Raw genomic sequence first — 20,544 nt, forward strand, 5'->3', positions numbered from 1 at the left:
CGCCGGTATGGCCGGCCGATGGTTGTGATGGGGTTGTGAGTTCCAACGGGCAAGCCGGCGCGGAACGGGCAGGACGCGGCGGTTCAGGCGCGGCGGGCGGTGTTTGGGGCGTTCAGGGACGCCACGAGGGGCGTCGGACGGTGCGGGTTCGCGGTCGCGACTCGCCTCGCTCCTACCGTCGGAACCGGAGCCTCGCCCACCCCCTGTAGGAGCGACGCAAGTCGCGACCGCGCCACCCCAACGACGACGCCACCGCCCTACTCCGGCGCCTCGATCCGCTCCCGCGCCCGCTCCAGTTCCCCGCGCGCGAACGCCTTCACCGCCCCGCGCTCGGCCTTGGCGAACGGCGAGCCCTTGCCGCAATGCGCCAGCAACAGCGTCAGATCCTGCGCCTCGCCCAACCGCTCGATCTGGTGCTTGTCGAACTTCGGCGCGTCCGCGCCCAGCCCGGCGCTCTTGAGCGCGCGCTGCTGCTGCGACAGCCGGCGCGCGCGGCGGCGCCATTCGTGCCAGTCCTCGTCGTCGCCGCTGGCGCGGGCGCGCTCGCCGGCGCGGGCGACCCGCTCCAGGCTGGCGGCGACGCCGTCGCGCCATTCGCGCGCTTGCAGCTCCGCCCACGGCAACGCGCGCAACCCGGCGCGCAGCACCCGCAGCAGCGCGCGGCGGCGGCCCAGGCCGGGGTCGTCCGCGCGCGCCGCGTGCGCGGCCTGCGCGCGCGCGGCCGCGGCGGCGCGGCGCGCGCGGGCCAGCAGGGTGCGCGCTTCGGGCGCGAGCGCGGCGCCGCGCAGCAGCCGGTCCAAGGTTTCGACCAAGGCGTGCGCGTCGCGCAGTTGCGACAAGTCGCGGTTGAGATCGCGCAGCGCGCGGTCGATCAATTCGGTGCCCGGCCCCAAGCCGGCGCCGCCGAGCGCCAGCGTGGCGCGGGCGCGGCGCAGGCATTTGCGGCCCAGGTGCACGCCGGCGTGGACGCGGTTGCCGCTCCAGCCCAGCGCGTCGAGCGCCTGATCGATTTCGCGCGTGGCGTAAGCGCGCAGGCGCTGGCCGGGCGGACGCGGTTCGGCGTCCTTGGGTTGTTCGATGTAGACATCGCCGCGCGCGCCGTTGCGATGCGCGGACGGCGCCGCGCCGCGCGGAGCGTTCTGCGAACCGTCCGCCGTCGCCGGCACTTCGCCGGCATCCGCCGCCCGTCCGCCGCTCGCGCCCGCCGCCTGCATCGGCCGTCGCCGCCCGCGCGGCGCGGCCGCACGAGCGACGGACTCGGTCCCTTCGACAGCGGCTTCGACGACGGCCTGCGGCATGGCGGACTCCCGAATTCGGGCCGACGCTAGCAAGCGCCGCCCCGACCGGGATAGTACGCTGAGCCCCATGCCTGAATTGCCTGAAGTCGAAACCACCCGGCGCGGCCTGGCGCCGCACTTGGAAGGCCGCCACGTCGTCACCGCGATCCTGCGCCGCCCGGACCTGCGCTGGCCGATCCCGGCGGCGATCGAGGACACCCTGCCCGGCCAGCGCATCGACGCCGTGCGCCGGCGCGCCAAGTACCTGCTGATCGACACCGCCGCCGGCAGCGCCCTGCTGCACCTGGGCATGTCCGGCAGCCTGCGCGTGCTGCCCGCCGACACCCCGGTGCGCGATCACGACCACGTCGACCTGCTGCTCGACGACGACCGCGTGCTGCGCTTCAACGACCCGCGCCGGTTCGGCTGCCTGCTGTGGCAGCCGCCCGGCGAAATCCACGAACTGCTGCGCGATCTCGGCCCGGAACCGCTGTCGGACGGGTTCGACGGCGACTACCTGTTCCAGCTCAGCCGCGGCCGCAAGGCGCCGGTGAAAACGTTTTTGATGGATCAGAAAGTCGTGGTCGGCGTCGGCAATATCTACGCCGCCGAAGCGCTGTTCGCCGCCGGCGTGTCGCCGCTGCGCGCCGCCGGCAAGGTCTCGCGCGAGCGTTACGCCGAGCTGGCCGGCGCGATCAAAACGATCCTCGGCTACGCGATCCAGCGCGGCGGCACCACCTTGCGCGACTTCATCAGCCCCGACGGCGCGCCGGGCTATTTCGAGCAGGAATTGGCCGCCTACGGCCGCGGCGGCGAGCCCTGCCCGCGCTGCGGACGGCCGCTCAAGCAGGCCAGCATCGGTCAGCGCACCACGGTCTGGTGCGGGCACTGCCAACGCTGAATGCGGCTCCGGCGCGGTCGCCCGCGCCCGGACTGCGACCGGCCGCACTGTCCGGATTGGCGCGCCCTTGCCGTTGATCGCTGCGGGACGTCGCCGTGTCATCGCGAAGGCGTCCCGCGCGTTGTGTTGGCGGGGTAGTTCGCATGTATCGAAAAGCAGCCTTCAAAGCAGGCTTTTGCTGCGTTCCGGCGCAGGTTCGATGCCACCTGTGTCGCTTCCAAGCCAAGCTGAACGCGCTATAGTCTGGTCCGAACCGGGGGCGACATGGCCGAAAGCGCTGACATCACGATCCTGCTGGACGCAGCCCGCGAGGGCGATCGCGGCGCGCTCGACCGCGTGCTCGCGACGCTGTATCAAGAACTGCACACCATGGCCCGGCGACAACTCGCCGGCCAGCACGGCCAGACCCTCGACGCCACCGCGCTGGTGCACGAGGCCTACCTCAAACTGGTGGGCCGGCGCGAAGCGCAGTTCGACGATCGCGCACATTTCTTCGCATATGCAGCGTCCGCGATGCGCAGCGTCGTGGTGGATTACGCGCGCCAACGCCTCGCCCAAAAACGCGGCGGCGATCTGCACCGCGTGACCGAACTGCCCGACGACGTGGAAGGCGGCCTGCGCCTGGACGAGGACACCCTCGGCCTGGATTCGGCGTTGACCAAGCTCGCCGCCGTCGATCAGCGCTTGGCCCAGGTGGTGGAGCTGCGCTACTTCGCCGGCCTGTCGGAACTGGAAATCGCCGCGCTGCTGCAACGCTCCGAGCGCAGCATCCGTCGCGATTGGCAAAAAGCGCGACTGTTCCTGCTGGCTTCGCTGCAGGACGAACCCAGCCGCTGAGCGCGCAATGCGCCGCGGTCCGCGCGGTGCGCGCCTGCAAGGAATGCGCAACGCCATGATCGTGATCGCCGCCGTTCCATCGCCGCGCTTCGCCGCCATCGCGCGCAACCGGGCGGGCGGCTGAGGCGATGGACGCCGAACGCTGGCTGCGTCTTTCGCCGCTGCTCGATGCGTTGCTCGAGTTGGAACCCGATGCGCGCGCCGAACGGCTGCGCGAGTTGGGCGCGGACGATCCGTCGCTGGCGGCGGAGTTGACTGAGCTCATCGGCCTGGAAGAAGGCCACGAAGATTTCCTGTCCGAACCGCTGGTAGCGCCGCAGCAGACCGGCATGCGCCCCGGCGTGGAAGTCGGCACGTATCGCCTGGAAAGCCTGCTCGGCGAAGGCGGCATGGGCCAGGTGTGGCTGGCCTCGCGCGCCGACGGCCTGTACCAGCGCCGGGTCGCGCTGAAGCTGCTGCGCCCCGGCCTCACCGACATCAACCTGCGCACCCGCTTCACCCGCGAACGGCAGATCCTCGCGCGTCTGGCGCATCCCTACATCGCGCGCCTGCTCGATGCCGGCGTGACCCGCGACGGCCTGCCGTATCTGGCGCTGGAGTACGTCGAAGGCGAGCCGATCACCGACTACTGCCGCAATCAGCGCACGCCGCTGGACAAGCGCCTGCGCATGTTCCAGCAGATCTGCGACGCGGTCAGCCATGCGCACGCGAACCTGATCGTCCACCGCGACCTCAAGCCGTCCAACATCCTGGTGACGCCGGCCGGCGACGTGCGCCTGCTCGATTTCGGCATCGCCAAGCTGCTCGACAGCAACGACGTGCCGCTGCCCGAGCAGACCCGCACCGGCGCGCGCGCCTTCACCCTGCACTACGCCGCGCCCGAACAGGTGCGCGGCGAACCCGTCACCACCATGACCGACGTGTACTCGCTCGGCGTGGTGCTGTACGAACTGCTCACCGATTCCAAGCCGTACAAGCTCAAGCGCCAGACCGACGCGGAATGGGAAGAGGCGATCCTCGCCGCCGATCCGCTGAAACCGTCGCAAGCGGTGCTGCGCTACGCCGACGCCAACGATCCCGAACTCGATCCGATTTCGCTGCGCCGGCTCGGCAAGCAGCTCGCCGGCGATCTCGACAACATCGTGCTCAAGACCCTGGCGAAGCGGCCGGAGCAGCGCTATCCCTCGGTGGAAGCGCTGTCGCTGGACCTGCAGCGCTTCGAGGCCGGACGCCCGGTGCTGGCGCGCGCGCAGAGCGTGCGCTACCGGGTCAACAAGTACATGGCGCGCCATCGCTGGGCGCTGGCGACCGCCGGCTTGGTCGCCGTCGTGCTCAGCGCCTCGCTCGGCGTGGTCGCGTGGCAAGCGCGCGAAGCGGTGGCGGAAGCGGCGCGCGCGCAGGCCATGCAGGATTTCATGGTCGGCCTGTTCGAGAGCGCGCGCGGCACCCCCGAAGGCGAGGCGCTGGACTTGCGCGGCCTGCTCGACGCGTCGGTGGTGCGCGGCAACCGCGAGCTCGCGCGGCAGCCGCGCGCGCGCGCCGAGCTGTTCGGCGTGATCGCGCGCATGCGCACCGGCCTGGGCGACTACAGCGAAGCGCGCAATCTGCTGGAACGGCAGGCGCAGGTGATCGCCTCCACCGACGACATCCCCGACAGCCTGCGCCTGGAATCGCTGAACCAGCGCGGCAAAGTGCTGCGGCTGTTGAACCAGCCGCGCGATTGCGCCGCGCTGATGCAGCCCGCGCTCGACCTCGCCCGCCGCGAGCAGGCGCAACTGCCGCTGCAGACCAGCGAGTTCTATTCCGAACTCGGCCGCTGCCGCCGCGCCAACGGCGAGCGCCAGGGCGCGCGGCAATTGTTCGAGCGCTCGCTGGCGATCCGCCGCGAGATGCGCGAGAACACCGACGTGGGCGAAGTCGAGAACCTGATGGACCTCGCCGGCCTGCAAGCCGACGCGGGCCAAAGCCGCGAGGCCTTGCTCGGCTTCGAGCAGGCGCGGCGCAAGCTGCAGCAAAGCGTCGGCGACCGCCATCCGCTGCAAGTGGAGATCGGCCGCAATCTGGCCGCGCTGCGGCGCGGGCTGGGCCAGCTCGGCGACGCCGAACGCGACGCCAGCGACGCGCTGGCGATCGCGCTGGAGGTCAACGGCGCGCAACATCCCGCCACCCTCGACGTGCGCCGACAACTGGCCGCGCTGCACATCGATCAGGGCCAGTTCGTGCTGGCGCAAAAAGAGCTGCAGTTGATCGGCGGCCTGCTCGCTCAGCGCCAGGGCGCCGATCAGGCCGAACTGGCCGGCGTGCATCACGCGCAGGGCGTGGTCGCCTGGGAACGCGGCGACCTGGAGCGCGCGTTGACCGAACTCGAGCGCGCCGCGCAGATCGCCCGCCGCGACCCGCGGCCCGAACCGCTCGCCGCGCTGATGAGCGACCAAGCGCAAGTGCTGATCGAAGCCGGCCGCGACGCCCAGGCGCGCGACTTGCTGGAACAGGCGCGACGCCTGCGCATCCGCCAGGACGGCGCCGAATCCGGGCCGGTCGGCGAATCCGAACGCCTGCTCGGCGAAGCCGACCTCGCCGCCGGCGCGCGCGAGAGCGCGACCGCGCACCTGCAACGCGCGCTGGCCCTGACCCGCAAGGCCTACGGCGAACGCGACCCGCGCACCCGCGCCGCCGAACTCTCGCTCTCGCGCCTGCAGGCCGCGGCCGGCGACACCGCCGCGCTGGCGCATCTGGATTCGCTGGCGGAGCTGCCGATCAACGACGAAGCCCTGCGCAAACTCGGCTGGCGCGCGCAGGCCTACGCCGCGCAGCTGCGCTGCGCCGGCAACCAGCGCGGTCAGGCGCGCGCACGCCTGGACGGCTTGCTGCGCAGCATCGGCGAGGCGCGGCCGGACGGCAGCGAGGTGTTGCGCGAGGTGCAGGCGATTCGCGACGCTTGCGCGGGGTGACCGGCCCGCGGGCGCTCAAGGGGCCGCGCAGTAAGAGCGGTTGTGCCTCTGGTTGGACCAGTTCAACGAAAGCCGATAGACCGTCTCGGCCTGCTGCTCCTGCAACAGCGCCACGCTCAGGCGTACGCGCTGGCGGCAGAACGCGATGGCGGCAGGGCCGTTCTCCACTTGCCGCCAACCTTGCGCGGCCAGCGCCCGCGAATAGCCGTCGAACAGTTCCGCCCGCGATCGCGGGATCGAATAGGTTTGATCCAAACCGGTCAGGATCCCTTTCTCAAGGCCGTTCGTCGGGCCCACGGCGCGAGCGCCGTCGGGAACCGCGAGGCCGTCGAACTGCGCGCGCAACGCGGCCACCGACCACTTGGGCGAACGTTCGTCGAGATTGTCCTCGCGCCACAGCTGCACGACCCCGAAGATCGCTATCGCCGCGATCAGCGCGTACTTGAGGCCTTCGAGGATTTTCGGCTCGAGGCGCTCGAACGTTCCAGGCATATCGTCTCTCGCTTATCGATTCGGATCGACGGCCTGGCGGGTCAGGATCCACTCGAGCAGATCGGTCCCGCCCACATCCTCGCCCGCCTGCGTCAGCAACGTGGTGATCTGCCCGCGATGATGGGTCTGATGATTGGCGAAGTGCATCAGCAGCAGCCCGAAGCGCACGCGCGACACCACGCCCTTGGTGTTGGCGTAGACCAGCACGTGATCGAGGTCGGTCTCGCTCAGCTCGCCGGCCCATTCCACGATCGTCGCATCGAGCTCCTCGCGCGCGTCCCGCAACGCGGGCAGCGTGTCGTGCTCGACCGCGCGCAGGTCGGTCGGCCGCGGCCACATGCGCAGCGGGTCCAGCGCGGCGAAGCGCGCGGGATGGGTGGCGAAACGGTGCAGCCAGATCCGATCGGCGATCATCAGATGGTTGAGCGTGCCCAGGATCGAGCCGAAGAACGCGCCGCGATCCTCGCTCACCGCAGCGGCCGGCAAGCGCGCGGCCGCGGCGTAGACGCGCTGGTTCATCCAGCGGTTGTAGTCGGCCATCCAGCGGGTGTGTTCGAGCAGGTTCATGCCGGGCTCTCCGTCGATGCCGCGCGGCTTATTTTTCCTTGCGCCAATTCACCGACGCGCGATTCTCCAAGGTGCTCGATTCGATCTCGATATCGAAGCCCTTGCGCAGCAGGTACTTCAAGGTCAGCACCTGCCCGGTGCCGAGCAGCGACACGCCGTAGCCGACGTACAAGCGCGGCGACAGATACTTGCCCACGCCCAGCACCGAGCCGCCCAGCGCGCGGCTTTCGCTGACGCCTGCGTCGTCGAGGCCGATCTTGGCGCCGAGCTGCGAGGCCAGCAGGCCGCCGCCGGCCGACAGCGCGGCGCTGGCGGCGTTGAGCTGCTTGTTCTCGTCGCCGGTCACCGACGACAGCGGGCGGCCGAGAGTGAGGTACGCCAGCGCTTCGGACTGCGAGCTGGCCGGATCGGACCACACCGCGACCTGCGGCGCGCTCACCCGGCCGCTGATGTCGACGCCGGCCTTGACCGCGCCGACTTCGCGCTCGGCGCGCACGTCGAGGATCGGATCGGACACCGGGCCGTTGTTCCAGGCCAAGTTGCCGCGGGTGATCTGCAGCTTCTGTCCGTACGCGGTGTAGCGCCCTTCGATGGTCAGCGCGCCGCTCGCGGTCATCTCGCGGCCCGGCCGCGAACGCACGCGCATCTGCCCGCCGAGCTTGCCTTCCAGGCCGAAGCCGTTGAGCTTGACGTCGTCGCCGACGGCCAAGGTCAGGTCCAGTTCGAGCGGCGAGGAGCCGGTGTCCGCCGGATCGACCGGATCGAGCACGACCACGTCCTCGGATACCGACACGCCCTGGTCCAAGCGCTCCAGATCCACGCGGGCCGAGGGAATGGTGACCTTGCCGGTGACGTTGAGCGGCTGCTTGGCCGCGTAGCGCACGGTCAGTTCGGGATTGGCGACCGCGCGCAGATCGCGGGTGTCGGACGCGAGCACATTGGTGCCGCGCAGGTTCAGCACCAGCGGCGTGTCGTCGCCCTGCCAACCCAGCGAACCGTCGACGTTGAGCGTGCCTTCGCCCGAGCGCACGCTGCCGGCGATGCGCGCGCTGCCGTCGGGCAGCGCGTCCAGGCGCACGTCGCCCTGCTGCAGCACGATGCCGAGCGACGGCACTTCGGTGGTGAATTCCGACAAGCGCGCCTGCCCGCTCAACAGCGGCTTGCTGCGCGTGCCGGCCAGGCCGATGCGGCCTTCCAGCTTGCCCTTGGGCTCGACGATGTCGGGCGAGAACAGCTCGAACCAAGTCAGCTCGTCGGTGTCCACCGCGATGTTGCCCGACAGCGGCGCGTAGGCGTCCCAACCGGTGTTGAGCGTGGCCTCGATGCGGCCGTCGTCGTTGAAGCCGGACTTGAGTTCGGCGCTGAGCTTTTGCGTGTCGAAGCTGGCCTTGAGCGAGAGCGCGTTGTAGCGCACCAACTCGCGCCGCGCGCGTTCGCTGAACTTCAAACCACCGCCGGCGGAACTGACGTCGAAGCTGCCGCGCCAACCGTTGCCGGCCGGGCGCAGTTCGCCGTCCACCGCGATCTCGCCGCGCAGCACCCACGGCCGTTTGTCGCTGCGTTCGGGTAGGTACGGCTGTGCCAGCAGCAAGGGCAGGCCGTGGCCCTTGAGTTCGACGCCGCGGCGCGGCCAATCGGCGCTCGCGCACAGCGAACCGCCGCTGCTGGAGGCCAGACACGCATCGTTGAAGCCGCCGCTGCGGCCGTCCCAGCGGAACGCGGTCGCCTGCTGCAAGCGCCAGCTCGCGCCCTTGCTCGGCGCCAGTTGCAGCGAGGCCAGCGCGCCCGACCAGACGTCGCCGCGCTTGTCGGCGTGGCCGGACAGATCCAGGTTCGCCACCTCGCTGCGCGCCTGCGCCTGCAGTTGCAGCGCTTCCACCGCGCCCTGCGCGTCCAGGCTCAGCGACGACAGCGCGATGCCGGCGTTGAGATCGCTGGCGCGCACCGCCAGTTGCCCGCCGCGGCCGCGCCACGGCAGCTTGCCCTTGGCGCTGAAGCTGGCGGCTTGGTAATCGCCGTACTTGATGCCGCTGCCGGTGAGATCGGCATCGACGTTCGGCGCATCGGCCGCGCCGGTGAGCTTGAGCGTGCCGTTGAGGCTGCCGGCCGCGCTGGGCAGCAGATCGTTCAACAGCAGCGGCGCGAACTTGGCGTCGACGTCGATGGCCTGCGCGTACTTGCCCTTGGCTTCGAGCTTGCTGCCGCCCAGGCTCAGCGCGACCTCGCCTTCGTACGCATCGCCGCTCTTGCCGGTGGCCGCGCCGCGCAGGACGAAGCGGCCGCGGCCGCCGAGCGGGCGATCGCGCAAGCGGCCGCCGAGCTGTTCGGCGCTGGCCTGGATCTCCAGGCCGCCGTCGTCGCGGGTGGTGCCGGTGCTGGCGAGCTTGCCGTCGATCGCGCCCTTGAACTCCGGCGCGAAATAGCCGGGATCGAAGCCCGACAGCGCGGCCTTCGCGTCCCAACTCAGCTTCGGCGCCCAAGCGACGTCGCCGCTGGCGTCGAGCAAGCCGGTCGGCATCTTGGCCTTGAGCGATTTCAGCGTCATGCGCCGATCGTCGCCGCGGCCGTCGAATTCCACCGTCGCCGCCTGCTTGTCGCGCACCAGCTTGGCGGTGCCGATCGCCGCCCACTGCTTGACCGTGCCGGCGAAGCCGAGGTCCGCGGTGTCCAGCGTCACCGCCGGCGTGGCCGGCGTCTGCGGCGCTTGCGCGGGCTTGGCGACCGACTTGAGCGTGGTCGGCGGCGCCTTGCCGCCCCAGGTCAGGCCGCGCGCGTTGACCGAGAATTTGAACTGGCCGTTGTCGGCGTCGGTGAAATCGGCGTGGCCGCGCAGCGTCGCGGTGCCGTCGAACAAGCGCAGCGCCAGCGGCTGCACGTCGAGCACTTGTTCCTTCAGCGACAGCTTCGACGGCAGCACCGTCACCGCCATGTCGCCCTGACGGAATTCGCCTTCCAGCGCGGCGACGCCGCCGGTGCCTTGCGCGTCGAAACGCAGCGCCATCGGCGTGTCGCTGGGCTTGGCGTCGGGCGACGTCAGCAGGCCGATGTCGAGCGCGTCGGCGTTCGCGTGCAGGCGCCAGTCCGGCGCCTCTTCCTTGCCGCGCAGGGTCAAGGTCATGCGCACCGGCCCCGGCGCGGCGCCGGCCAGCGCGACGTCCATGCGCGACAGGTCGCCGCGCGCGACCAGCCCCAAGCGCGGCGGCGTGCGGCCCGGCGCGCTCGGCAGCACCGCGGTGACGGTGAGGTCGGATTTGAAATCGCGGCTGGGCTGGTAATCGCCGTGCGCGGTGAAGCGGCCGCGGTCGGTGTCGGCGACGAGCTTCTCCACGTGCAGCTTGCCCGACTGCGCGTCGAGCCCGGCGCGCAGTTGGCGGATGTCGATCAGATGCTCGCCGGCCTGGGCGATCTTGAAGCCGTCGATGCGCACGTCGTCGGCCTGCAGCGCCAGCGGCGGCTCGATCTGCGGCAGCACGTCGGGCCAACGCGGCAGCTCGAAGGGTTCGTCGCTTTTTTCGATATCGAGCGTTGCGCCTTCGACCTGGATCGCGTCGAGCCGCAGCTTGCGGCCCAGCAACGGGCGCAGCGCCGGATCGAGGTAGATGCGCTCGGCGGTGAACACGGTTTTCTTGTAAGCGAAGCGCACGCCGCGCAAGGTCAGCGGGCCCGACAGCGGGCCTTCGGCGGCCTTCCAGGTAAAGCTCGAGTCGGCCGGCAGGCGCGAGACGATCTGGTTCAACAGCACGTCGCGGCCGGCGATGGTGGCGATCAGCCAATACACCGCGAACGCGATCAGCAAGGTCAGCGCGGCGGCGATCAGGCTGCTGCGCCAAGCCCAGCGCTTGGCCGCGGCGCGGCGACGGCGGCGGCGTTCGAGCAGCAACTCCTGCGCGGTGGGGGTCGGCGGCGGCGGGGGCGTGTCGCTCATGTGCTGCGGGATCGTCCTGGGCGCGCCTTACAGGTCGGCGCCGATGTTGAGGTACAGCTGGAAACCGGAATCCGGATCGTCGAGGCCGCGCGCGATGTCGATGCGCAGCGGACCCACCGGCGAGCGCCAGCGCACGCCGAAGCCGACGCCGGTGCGCATCTTGAAATCGCTTTGATCGTCGAACGCGCTGCCGCTGTCGACGAACACCGCGCCGCCCCAGCTTTCGTTGAAGTACTGCTCGTACTCCAGGCTGCTGGTGACCACGTTCTTGGCGCCGAGCGCGTAGGCCTTGCGGCCGTCGCCCGCCGGAATGCGCGGGCCGACCTCGCGCCACTCGTAGCCGCGGATGCTGCGGTCGCCGCCGGCGTAGAAGCGCAGCGACGGCGGCATCGCGGTCAGCGAGCTGGTGAAGGTGTGGCCGATCTCGCCGCGCGCGATCAAGCGGCTGCGTTCGCCCAGGCCCTTGAACCAGCGGCCGGTGACGTGGGCCTGGAGGAAGTTCGCGTCCGAGCCGACGCTTTTGAGGCCGCCGCGGATCATGCCGGTGGCGCTGATGCCGCTGCGCGGATACAGCTTGTCGTCGACGTCGACGTATTCGGCGCGCAGCGAGGGATACAGAAAAGTCGCGGTGCGGTAGGCCTCGCGCGCGTCCACGCCGCCGTCGAGTTCGTCGTAGTACGCCCAGCGTTCGCTCAGGCCGTGCAGCGAGGCGGTCGCGGTCCAATGCTGATCGATCTTGCCGCTGCGGCTGGCGACCAGTTCGATCCGGCGCGAATCGATGTAGTCGGTCTGCTCGTCGCTGCCCTGCAGGCTGAAGGTGTACCAGCCGTCGAGCCAGGCGAAGGCGGGAATGCGGTACTGCAAGGTCGCGGTCTTGCGCCGCTGGGCGAAGTCGATCTGCGCCAGCGCCTTATGCCCGCGATCGTTGACGTAGCGCCGCTCCACGCCCAGGCGCACGCCGGCGCCGCTGTCGGTGCCGTAGCTGACGCCGGCGGTGTAGATGCTGCGCTTGGCCGGAGTCAGGGTCACCTTGACCGGCACCTGCCCGTCGGTCGCCTGATCCGGCAGCGGCTCGATGTCGATGCTGGAGAAGTAATCCAGCCGCGCCAGCGATTCGCGGAAGCGGTCGAGCTTGCCTTGGTGGTAGTAGCTGCCTTGTTCCCAATACACCAGCTTCTGCAGCAGGCTGTCGCGGATGATCCGCTTGGGCGTTTGCTCGAAGCCGATCGCGCCCATGTCGTAGCGCTGGCCGCTGGTCCAGACCAAGTCGATGTCGGCCGCGTGTTCCGCGCGCGTCACCTCCACCCGCCGCGAAGAAAAATCGGCGTCGAAGTAACCTCGTTCCGCGAGCCGCCGGCTGATCTTGGTCTTGCTCGCCTCGTACGCCGCGTGCTCGAACACCTGATCCGGCCCCGGCCGGAACGCGGCCAGATCCTGCTTGAGGTAACGGTCGTCGCTGCCGGCGCCGACCACGGCGATGTCCGAGCGCCGGACCTTGACCGGCTCGCCCTTGTCGACGCTGATGGTCACCGAGATCGGCGGCGAGTTCGCGCGCGAGGCGCTGGCCGGGGCCGCGTCCGGAGCGGCCGCGGCGTCGCGCTCGCCCGGCGCGTTGGGGTCGTCGCCGGCCGCCGGGGCGGCCACGCGGTCGCCGCGCGAGTCGACGATCTTGATGGTCGGGGAGTAGTAGCCGAACGGCTCCAGCGCCTCGCGGGTCTCGTTCTCGGCCTCGCGCAGCAGGTAGCCCAGGCGGCGCCCGGAGACCTCCTTGCCGATGCTGTCCACCAGCGACAACGACACCCGTACGTTCTGGGTCATCGCCTCGTCCAGGCCGTGGATTTCGACTTTGTCGACTTTGGCCGCCTGAGCCGCGCCGGCGGCCCCGAGGCTCAAGGCGCCGGCGAGAAAGAGACGGGGAATCAATGGCATAGCGCGCAGAATAACCGGTAACGGCGGGTATGGCTTACGAAAATTCGGGGGCCGCGTTCAGATTAGCGGCGACCGGGTCTACGCCGCGCAAGGACGATGGAAGGCGCTGCGGATCCACCTGCGCTTCGCACCGCGAGCCCCTCCGTCCCGCTGCTGGCCCAATCCCCAAGACTCGCCGAACGCCGGATCCGCCTCGCGGGTCCGCTCGGCCGGCGTCTCGGACGCCCCTTTTCGGCGTCCGCTGCGGCGCAATTATCCGGCCCCCGCCACTTTGCCGAGTCTGTCGGCATGCTCGGCGCCATCCCGCCTCCGCTTATGGAGACTGCGGTGGCAGCACCAAAAATCAATGAGATACGCAACACAGAACGCTGTAACGGCCTGTATCCATTAGCAAATTTGGTTGACAGTTTTCAGGTTAATTGCACTCAGCGTTAAGAAGACGTAATTTCGGTGTCAGGGGAAACTGATCGATCGTGCAGGGGGCTGCGGATCGGTCACTCGGGGTCTCTCCTAAATAACGATCACCCACCCTCTTCCAGCAAGGAAGTTTTTAGGTAGGGAAGCAATGTCACTGCACATTCCAGGAGTCCACTTCGTGAACAGAAAGCATCTCACCATCGCGGTGTGCACCGCGTTGGTCGGCATGGCCGCGCCCGCGTACGCGCAGCAGACCGGTCCGAGCTCGGGCGAAGACATCAAGAAGATCGACCCGGTCATCACCAAAATCGAAACGGTCACCGTCACCGGTTCGCGCATCTCCAACCCGAACGTGGTCTCCGCACAGCCGGTGAGCGTGCTGACCGCCGAGGACATCAAGGCCACCGGCGCTGTGAACATCGGCGACGTGCTGACCACGATGCCGGCGCTGGCGACCAGCTTCACCATGGGCAACTCCAGCCGCTTCATCGGCACCGCTGGCATCGCCATGCAGGATTTGCGCAACCTGGGCACCTCGCGGACCCTGGTGCTGGTCAACGGCCGCCGCATGGTCGGCGCCATGGCCGGCGACACCGCAGTGGACACCAACCTGATCCCGGCCGACTGGATCGAGCGCGTGGAAATCATCACCGGCGGCGCGTCGGCGGTGTACGGTGCCGACGCCGTGTCGGGCGTGGTCAACTTCATCCTCAAGAAGAAGTACGAAGGCGTGAACCTGCACGCCCAGTACGGCAGCAGCCAGCACGGCAGCTTCGGCAAGTCGCTGTTCGCGGTCACCGCCGGCACCAACTTCGCCGACGACCGCGGCAACATCGCGGCCTCGCTGGAGCACGCGCGCCAGGACGACCTGCAGTTCCGCGATCGCTTCGGCAACGAAGACCTGACCACGCTGAACACCCCGGGCGGCAAGTACGCGCGTTCCTACTTCAAGAACGGCGGCTCGTACGAGTTCACCACCGGCGGCGTGTTCTCGCGCACCGGCAGCTTCAGCAATCCGAACAACCTGTACGTGTTCAATTCGGACGGCAGCTACCGTCCGCTGCGCATCGACGGCCTGCGCGACACCGGCCGCCGCCGCTGCACCGATTGCGACCACAACGACAGCAACCGCGCCAACCAGCTGCAGCCCAAGTTCGACCGCACCACGCTGAACCTGGCCGGCAGCTTCGACGTCACCGAGAACCACCGCTTGTACGTGGAAGGTCTGTACAACCAGGCCAATTCCAAGTCGTTCGGCACCGCCGCGTTCAACACCTGGGGCACCTACGGCGGCCACTTCATTGAGCACGACAACGCCTACGTGTCGCCGGCATTGGATGCGCTGACCGGCGGCGAAGGCTTCGTGGTCTCGCGCGACGACTACGATTCGGGCCTGCGCGGCGAAGACACCAAGCGCAAGACCCTGCGCCTGGTCCTCGGCGCCGAAGGCGTGCTCGGCAGCAAGGGCGACTGGCAGTACGACGCGTCGGTCAACTACGGCCGCACCACCGAGACCCGCGACAACCTCAACAACCGCTACATGGAACGCTTCTACGCGGGCCTGGACGCGGTGAAGGACGCCAACGGCAAGATCGTCTGCCGCTCGCAGATCGATCCGACCTTCGTCAACGCCAACTTCGAGAATCTCGGCCTGACGCTCACGCCGGAGACCATCGCCAACTGCGTTCCGTTCTCGATCTTCGGCGACGGCGCGATCAGCAAGGCCGCGCGCGATTGGTTCAACGTCACCACCCGCGCCAAGACCCGCCTGACCCAGTTCGTCGCCGGCGGCTCGCTGGTGAACAACAACCTGTTCGAACTGCCCGCCGGCCCGATGAGCTTGGCCGCCGGCGTCGAGTACCGCCGCGAGACCAGCGACCAGGTCAACGACGCGCTGGACAAGCAGGGCCTGACCTTCCTCAACGCGATCCCGGATTCGCGCGGCAGCTACAGCGTCAAGGAACTGTGGATCGAAACCGCGGTGCCGCTGCTGCACGACATCCCGCTGATCAAGAACCTGACCCTCGGCGGCGCGGTCCGTTTCTCGGACTACGACACCACCGGCAACACCCGCGCCTGGCGTTACAACCTGGACTGGGTGATCAACGACAGCCTGCGTCTGCGCGGTAACGCCTCGTCCGCGGTGCGCACGCCGAACATCGGCGAGCTGTTCGGCGGCCAGAGCCAGAACTTCGGCTTCATCGACGACCCGTGCGACGCGCAGCAGATCGGCCGCGGCTCCGACCCGGCCGTGCGCGCCGCCAACTGCGCGCTGTTGGGCCTGCCGGCGAACTTCACCGACCAGGTGACCGGCACCAACGAAGGCCTCTCGGGCAGCAACCCGAACCTCGAACCCGAAACCGGCCGCACCTGGACCTACGGCTTCGTGTTCACCCCGACCTTCCTGGAAGGCTTCAGCCTCAACGTCGACTACTGGAAGATCAAGCTGCGCAACGCGATCTCGCTGCTCGACTTCGAGCAGACCGCGCAGCGCTGCGTCGACACCCCAGGCGGCATCGGCAACATCTACTGCTCCAACGTGAAGCGCCGCGCCGACGGCCAGATCTCGTTCGTGACCGCGATCTATCAGAACATCGCGGCCAAGGAAACCGACGGCATCGACATCGGCGCGAGCTACACGCACGATCTGTTCGGCGGCAAGATGTCGTGGCAGCTGGATGCGACCCGCACCCTGAACTACACCGACTACCCGTTCCAGAACGATCCGGGCGCGAAGGTGGAGTACCTGGGCGCGCTGGGCTATCCGAAGTGGAAGGCCAACCTCGGCGTCACCTACCACCGCGAAGCCTGGACCGGCACCTGGAACACCCGTTACGTCTCCGGCGTCGCCCGTCAGACCGACTGGGACACCTACAAGAACGATCCGTTCTTCCTGGCCCCGGCCAAGGCCGGCTCGGGCGTGGTCCACGACGTGCGCGTGAGCTACGACTTCGCCGACACCGGCTGGAACGTCTACGGCGGCATCACCAACCTGTTCGATTCCGACCCGCCGCTGGCGATGTACGGCAACTCGTTCGGTTCGGGCGTGTACGACACCATCGGTCGCGCTTACTACGTCGGTTTCAACTACAAGTTCCGTTGATCCGCGGGTAACGACGAACGTCGTTCGCGTAAAGCAGTGAAGAGAGGGCCGGCGCAAGCCGGCCCTCTTTTTTTGTTTCGGATGTTCGCGTTGGAACCGCCGGCCCCGTTTCCCGCGGACAAAAAAAGGCCGGCGAAGGCCGGCCTTTTTCTACGCCGCGAAGACAGCGATCAGATCGACAAATGCTCGATCGCCGCGACGCCGCCGAGCCGGTCGGACAAGCGCTTGAGCAGCGCCAACCGGTTGTTGCGCACCGCCGCGTCGTCGACGTTGACCATGACCTTGTCGAAGAACGCGTCGACCTGCGGCCGCAGCCGCGCCAAGCGGCCGAGCACGGCGACGTAATCGCGCTGCGCGAGCAGCGGATCGGTGTCGGACACCGCGGCGTCCACCGCCTCGGCCAGCTCGCGCTCGGCCGGTTCGGCGAACAGCGCCGCATCGATGGCTTCCGGCACCGCGCCGTCGACCTTCTTGAGGATGTTGCGGCTGCGCTTGTTGGCGGCGGCCAGCGCTTCGGCTTCCGGCAGCTTGGCGAATTCGGCCAGCGCGGTGAGGCGGCGGTCGAAGTCGAGCAGCGAACCGTGAGCGACGGCGCTGACCGCTTCCAGCTGCGCCATCGCGATGCCGCGTTCGCCGTAGTAGTTGCGCAGGCGGTCGTAGACGAATTCGGTCAACTCGTCGAGGCCGGCTTCGTCGCTGCCCTTCTGCAACGGCTGCAGCTTGATCGCTTCGGCCAGCAGCGCGCGCAGCGACAGGTCGAGTTCGCCTTCGAGCAGCGTGCGCGCCAAGCCCAAGGCGTTGCGGCGCAGGCTGAAAGGATCCTTGTTGCCGGTCGGCTTCAAGCCCGCGGCGAAACCGCCGGCCAAGGTGTCCAGCCGTTCGGCGATGGCGACCACGCGGCCCAGCACCGACGGCGCGATCGCGTCGCCGGCGAAGCGCGGCATGTAGGCCTCGTCGATCGCGTCGGCGACCTGCGCGCTCTCGCCCGCGGCCTGGGCGTAGTAGCGGCCGGCGATGCCCTGCAGTTCCGGGAATTCGTTGACCATGCGCGATTGCAGGTCGTTCTTCGACAGCGACGCGGCGCGCGCGGCCTGTTCGGGATCGATGCCGACCTGCGCGGCGATCGAGCGCGCGAGTTCGGTCACCCGCGCGACCTTATCGGCGACGCTGCCCAGCTTGTCCTGATACTTGACCGTCTTGAGCCCCTCGCCCATCGACGCCAGCCCCTGCTTGAGGTCTTCGTCGAAGAAGAACTTGGCGTCGGCGAAACGCGGACGGATCACCCGCTCGTAGCCCTTGCGCACCTCGCGCGGGTCGCGGCTTTCGATGTTGGCCACGCCGACGAAGCGTTCGGTCAGCTGGCCCTGCGCGTCGAGCACCGGGAAGAATTTCTGGTTGGCTTCCATGGTCGCGATCAGCGCTTCCTGCGGCACCGCGAGGAACTCGCGCTCGAAGCCGCAGGCCACCGCGACCGGCCATTCGGTCAGGCCGTTGACCTCTTCCAGGATGCCTTCGTCGATGCGCGCGCGGCCGCCGTCGGCGCTCGCGGCGGCTTCGACCTCGCGCACGATGCGCTCGCGGCGCTCGTCCGGATCGACCAGCACATGGGCCGCACGCAGCGATTCGACATAGTCCTCCGGCGCGCTGAACCACACCGGCTTGTCGTGCATGAAGCGATGGCCGCGGCTCATGCGGTCGCTGCTCACGCCGAGCACGTGCGCGGGCACCACGTCCTTGCCCAGCAACACCACCAGCCAATGCACCGGACGGGCGAAGCCGTAGTCGTGGTCGCCCCAGCGCATCGGCTTGGGAATCGGCATCGCCGCCAGCGCTTCGCGCACGATCTCGGCGAGCAGGCTGGCGGTATCGGCGCCGGGCTTGACCGCGCGGTGGACGAAGCGCTCGCCCTTGTTGTCGCTGGTCTTTTCCAGCTGCGTCCACTCGACCCCGGCCTTGGCCGCGAAGCCTTGCAGCGCCTTGGTCGGCTGGCCGTCGGCGTCGAGCGCGATGTTGAGGTAGGGGCCGAGCACTTCGCTGCGCTGTTCGGGCTGCTGGGCGGCCACCGTGTTCAAGCGCACGGCCAGACGGCGCGGCGTATACAGCGGCTTGGCGCCGTCGCGGTCGAAAGCGACGCCGCGCTTGTGCAGGCCGTCGAGCACGCCGTCGAAGAAGGCCTGGGCCAGGCCCGGCAGCGCCTTGACCGGCAGTTCTTCGGTGCCCAGTTCGATCAGGAGGGGTTGGGTCGTGCTCATGCGGTGGCCTTTGCGGTGTCGCCGCGCGTCCTGCGGACGGCGCCGGAAGATTCTTGAGTGGGCGTGTCGCCGTGGCCGCGCTCCCGCGAGCGGGAGCGCGGCCTCATCGGGGTCAGGCGGCTTCGGCCTTGCTGGCGTGCTTCAGGCCGGGGAAACCGCGCTTCTCGCGCTGAGCGTAGTAAGCCTCGGCCACGCCCTGAGCGATGCGGCGCACGCGCAGGATGTAGCGCTGGCGCTCGGTCACGCTGATCGCGCGGCGCGCGTCGAGCAGGTTGAAGCTGTGGCTGGCCTTGCACACCTGATCGTAGGCCGGCAGCGGCAGGCCGAGTTCGATCAGTTTCTGCGCTTCCTTCTCACAGGCGTCGAAGCGATGGAACAGCTCTTCGACGTCGGCGTGCTCGAAGTTGTAGGCGCTCTGCTCGACTTCGTTCTGGTGGTACACGTCGCCGTAGGTCACCGGCGTACCGTCGGGGCCGTAGGTCCAGATCAGGTCGTAGACGTTGTCGACGTTCTGCAGGTACATGCACAAGCGTTCGAGACCGTAGGTGATCTCGCCCAGCACCGGCCGGCACTCCAGGCCGCCGGCCTGCTGGAAGTAGGTGAACTGGGTCACCTCCATGCCGTTGAGCCAGACTTCCCAGCCCAGGCCCCAGGCGCCGAGCGTCGGCGATTCCCAGTTGTCCTCGACCAGGCGCAGGTCGTGCACGCGCGGGTCCACGCCCAGCGCCTTGAGCGAATCGAAGTACAGCTCGACGATGTTGTCGGGGCTGGGCTTCATCGCCACCTGGTACTGGTAGTAGCGCTGCAGGCGGTTCGGGTTTTCGCCGTAGCGGCCGTCGGTGGGACGGCGGCTGGGCTGGACGTAGGCGGCGTTCCACGGCTCCGGGCCGAGCGCGCGCAGGAAGGTGGCCGGGTGGAAGGTACCGGCGCCGACTTCCAGGTCCAGCGGTTGGATCAGCACGCAGCCCTGCTCCGCCCAATAGGCGTTCAGGCGCTGGATCATGCTCTGGAAGGTGATCGCGGGGGTCGGTGCGTCGGTCGCGCTCATGGTCTGGTCTGCGCTGCGGCAAAGCGGGTTAGTATAGCGGCGAGCCCTGTAATTTCAGGACTTTGCCCCCATTGTCGGTCCATTATTGGCGCTCCCCCCGCCGTGCCCGCCAACGCCCCGTGAAGCCGCCCTTCCTGATCCTTGAGACCGGCCAGCCGGTCCCCTCCATGCGCCGCCACCGCGGCTTTCCGCATTGGATCCGCGTCGCCGCCGGCCTCGGCCGGGACGAGGCGGTGGTCGTCAACGTCGAAGCCGGCGACGAATTGCCGGGCCGCGACGGCTTCGCCGGGGCCATCGTCACCGGCTCCGGCGCGATGGTCACCGACCGCGCGCAATGGAGCGAACGCAGCGCGCAGTGGCTGCGCGAGGCCGCCCACGCCGGGCTGCCGCTGTTCGGCATCTGCTACGGCCACCAGTTGCTGGCGCACGCGCTCGGCGGCGAAGTCGGCAACCATCCGGCCGGGCGCGAGATGGGCACCGTGCATTTGGAACTGCACCCCACCGCCGCCGCCGACCCGCTGTTCGCCGGCCTGCCGGCGAGCTTCCCGGCCCAGGCCACGCATCTGCAGACCGTGCTGCGCGCGCCCGACGGCGCCACCGTGCTGGCGCGCTCGAGCCACGACGCCTGCCACGCCTTCCGCTGGGGCGAGCGCGCCTGGGGCGTGCAGTTCCATCCCGAATTCAGCGCCGGCCACATGCGCGGCTACGTGCGCGCGCGCCAGGACGCGCTGCGCAACGAAGGCCTGTGCCCGCGCACGGTCGCGCGCGAGGTCAGCGCCGCGCCGCACGCGCGCCGGGTGCTGCGCCGTTTCGTCGGCCATGCGCGCGCGCTGCACGGCCGCTGA

At 69.3% G+C, this 20,544-nt stretch carries 12 protein-coding genes; 5 read left to right on the plus strand and 7 right to left on the minus strand.

Going from position 1 to position 20,544, the window contains the following annotated elements:
* Positions 1–257: 257 nt before the first annotated feature.
* On the minus strand, positions 258–1,166 hold the full coding sequence (locus J5226_RS03005; protein WP_215838385.1) for a CHAD domain-containing protein: 909 nt from the start codon (positions 1,164–1,166) through the stop codon (positions 258–260).
* Between the two features lie 199 nt (positions 1,167–1,365).
* On the opposite strand from J5226_RS03005, the gene mutM reads away from it, so the two are divergent.
* From mutM to J5226_RS03020, 3 genes are all read left to right on the plus strand, one after another.
* Positions 1,366–2,178 (plus strand): bifunctional DNA-formamidopyrimidine glycosylase/DNA-(apurinic or apyrimidinic site) lyase, encoded by an 813-nt coding sequence (gene mutM / locus J5226_RS03010; RefSeq protein WP_215838386.1) that lies wholly within the window; start codon positions 1,366–1,368, stop codon positions 2,176–2,178.
* 264 nt (positions 2,179–2,442) lie between these two features.
* Positions 2,443–3,015 (plus strand): ECF-type sigma factor, encoded by a 573-nt coding sequence (locus J5226_RS03015; RefSeq protein ID WP_074871731.1) that lies wholly within the window; start codon positions 2,443–2,445, stop codon positions 3,013–3,015.
* A gap of 128 nt (positions 3,016–3,143) precedes the next feature.
* Positions 3,144–5,966: a serine/threonine-protein kinase gene (locus tag J5226_RS03020; protein ID WP_215838387.1), complete on the plus strand. Its 2,823-nt coding sequence runs from the start codon at positions 3,144–3,146 to the stop codon at positions 5,964–5,966.
* A 15-nt stretch (positions 5,967–5,981) separates the two neighbouring features.
* Here J5226_RS03020 and J5226_RS03025 read toward each other — a convergent pair whose 3' ends face one another.
* Genes J5226_RS03025 through J5226_RS03040 form a run of 4 tightly spaced genes read right to left on the minus strand, consistent with a single transcriptional unit; the run spans position 5,982 to position 12,879 of the window.
* Positions 5,982–6,458, minus strand: a complete 477-nt coding sequence (locus tag J5226_RS03025; RefSeq protein ID WP_215838388.1) for a hypothetical protein — start codon at positions 6,456–6,458, stop codon at positions 5,982–5,984.
* A gap of 12 nt (positions 6,459–6,470) precedes the next feature.
* On the minus strand, positions 6,471–7,025 hold the full coding sequence (locus J5226_RS03030) for a DinB family protein (RefSeq protein ID WP_215838389.1): 555 nt from the start codon (positions 7,023–7,025) through the stop codon (positions 6,471–6,473).
* Between the two features lie 28 nt (positions 7,026–7,053).
* Positions 7,054–10,950 (minus strand): translocation/assembly module TamB domain-containing protein, encoded by a 3,897-nt coding sequence (locus tag J5226_RS03035; RefSeq protein ID WP_215838390.1) that lies wholly within the window; start codon positions 10,948–10,950, stop codon positions 7,054–7,056.
* Positions 10,951–10,977: 27 nt separating this feature from the next.
* Positions 10,978–12,879, minus strand: a complete 1,902-nt coding sequence (locus tag J5226_RS03040; RefSeq protein WP_215838391.1) for an autotransporter assembly complex family protein — start codon at positions 12,877–12,879, stop codon at positions 10,978–10,980.
* A gap of 595 nt (positions 12,880–13,474) precedes the next feature.
* Between J5226_RS03040 and J5226_RS03045 the strand changes: the two genes are divergently transcribed.
* Positions 13,475–16,399 carry a TonB-dependent receptor gene (locus J5226_RS03045; protein ID WP_215838392.1) on the plus strand — a complete coding sequence of 975 codons (2,925 nt, stop codon included), beginning with the start codon at positions 13,475–13,477 and terminating at the stop codon, positions 16,397–16,399.
* A 170-nt stretch (positions 16,400–16,569) separates the two neighbouring features.
* On the opposite strand, the gene glyS is transcribed toward J5226_RS03045, so the two are convergent.
* Positions 16,570–18,651, minus strand: a complete 2,082-nt coding sequence (gene glyS / locus J5226_RS03050; RefSeq protein WP_215838393.1) for a glycine--tRNA ligase subunit beta — start codon at positions 18,649–18,651, stop codon at positions 16,570–16,572.
* A gap of 112 nt (positions 18,652–18,763) precedes the next feature.
* Positions 18,764–19,699: a glycine--tRNA ligase subunit alpha gene (gene glyQ / locus J5226_RS03055; protein ID WP_215838394.1), complete on the minus strand. Its 936-nt coding sequence runs from the start codon at positions 19,697–19,699 to the stop codon at positions 18,764–18,766.
* 119 nt (positions 19,700–19,818) lie between these two features.
* Here glyQ and J5226_RS03060 point away from each other — a divergent pair, with 119 nt between their 5' ends.
* A complete protein-coding gene (locus tag J5226_RS03060; protein ID WP_255322975.1) occupies positions 19,819–20,544 on the plus strand; it encodes a glutamine amidotransferase in 726 nt (241 codons plus the stop codon).

The organism is Lysobacter sp. K5869 (genome assembly GCF_018847975.1).
In the GTDB taxonomy this organism is placed as follows: Bacteria; Pseudomonadota; Gammaproteobacteria; order Xanthomonadales; family Xanthomonadaceae; genus Lysobacter.

What these genes read in the sequence shown, in the direction of transcription:
- J5226_RS03015 (WP_074871731.1), top strand. Translation starts at nt 2,443, where the DNA reads ATGGCCGAAAGCGCTGACATCACGATCCTGCTGGACGCAGCCCGCGAG.
- glyS (WP_215838393.1), bottom strand. Translation starts at nt 18,651, where the DNA reads ATGAGCACGACCCAACCCCTCCTGATCGAACTGGGCACCGAAGAACTG.
- J5226_RS03020 (WP_215838387.1), top strand. Translation starts at nt 3,144, where the DNA reads ATGGACGCCGAACGCTGGCTGCGTCTTTCGCCGCTGCTCGATGCGTTG.
- glyQ (WP_215838394.1), bottom strand. Translation starts at nt 19,699, where the DNA reads ATGAGCGCGACCGACGCACCGACCCCCGCGATCACCTTCCAGAGCATG.
- J5226_RS03030 (WP_215838389.1), bottom strand. Translation starts at nt 7,025, where the DNA reads ATGAACCTGCTCGAACACACCCGCTGGATGGCCGACTACAACCGCTGG.
- J5226_RS03035 (WP_215838390.1), bottom strand. Translation starts at nt 10,950, where the DNA reads ATGAGCGACACGCCCCCGCCGCCGCCGACCCCCACCGCGCAGGAGTTG.
- J5226_RS03040 (WP_215838391.1), bottom strand. Translation starts at nt 12,879, where the DNA reads ATGCCATTGATTCCCCGTCTCTTTCTCGCCGGCGCCTTGAGCCTCGGG.
- J5226_RS03025 (WP_215838388.1), bottom strand. Translation starts at nt 6,458, where the DNA reads ATGCCTGGAACGTTCGAGCGCCTCGAGCCGAAAATCCTCGAAGGCCTC.
- mutM (WP_215838386.1), top strand. Translation starts at nt 1,366, where the DNA reads ATGCCTGAATTGCCTGAAGTCGAAACCACCCGGCGCGGCCTGGCGCCG.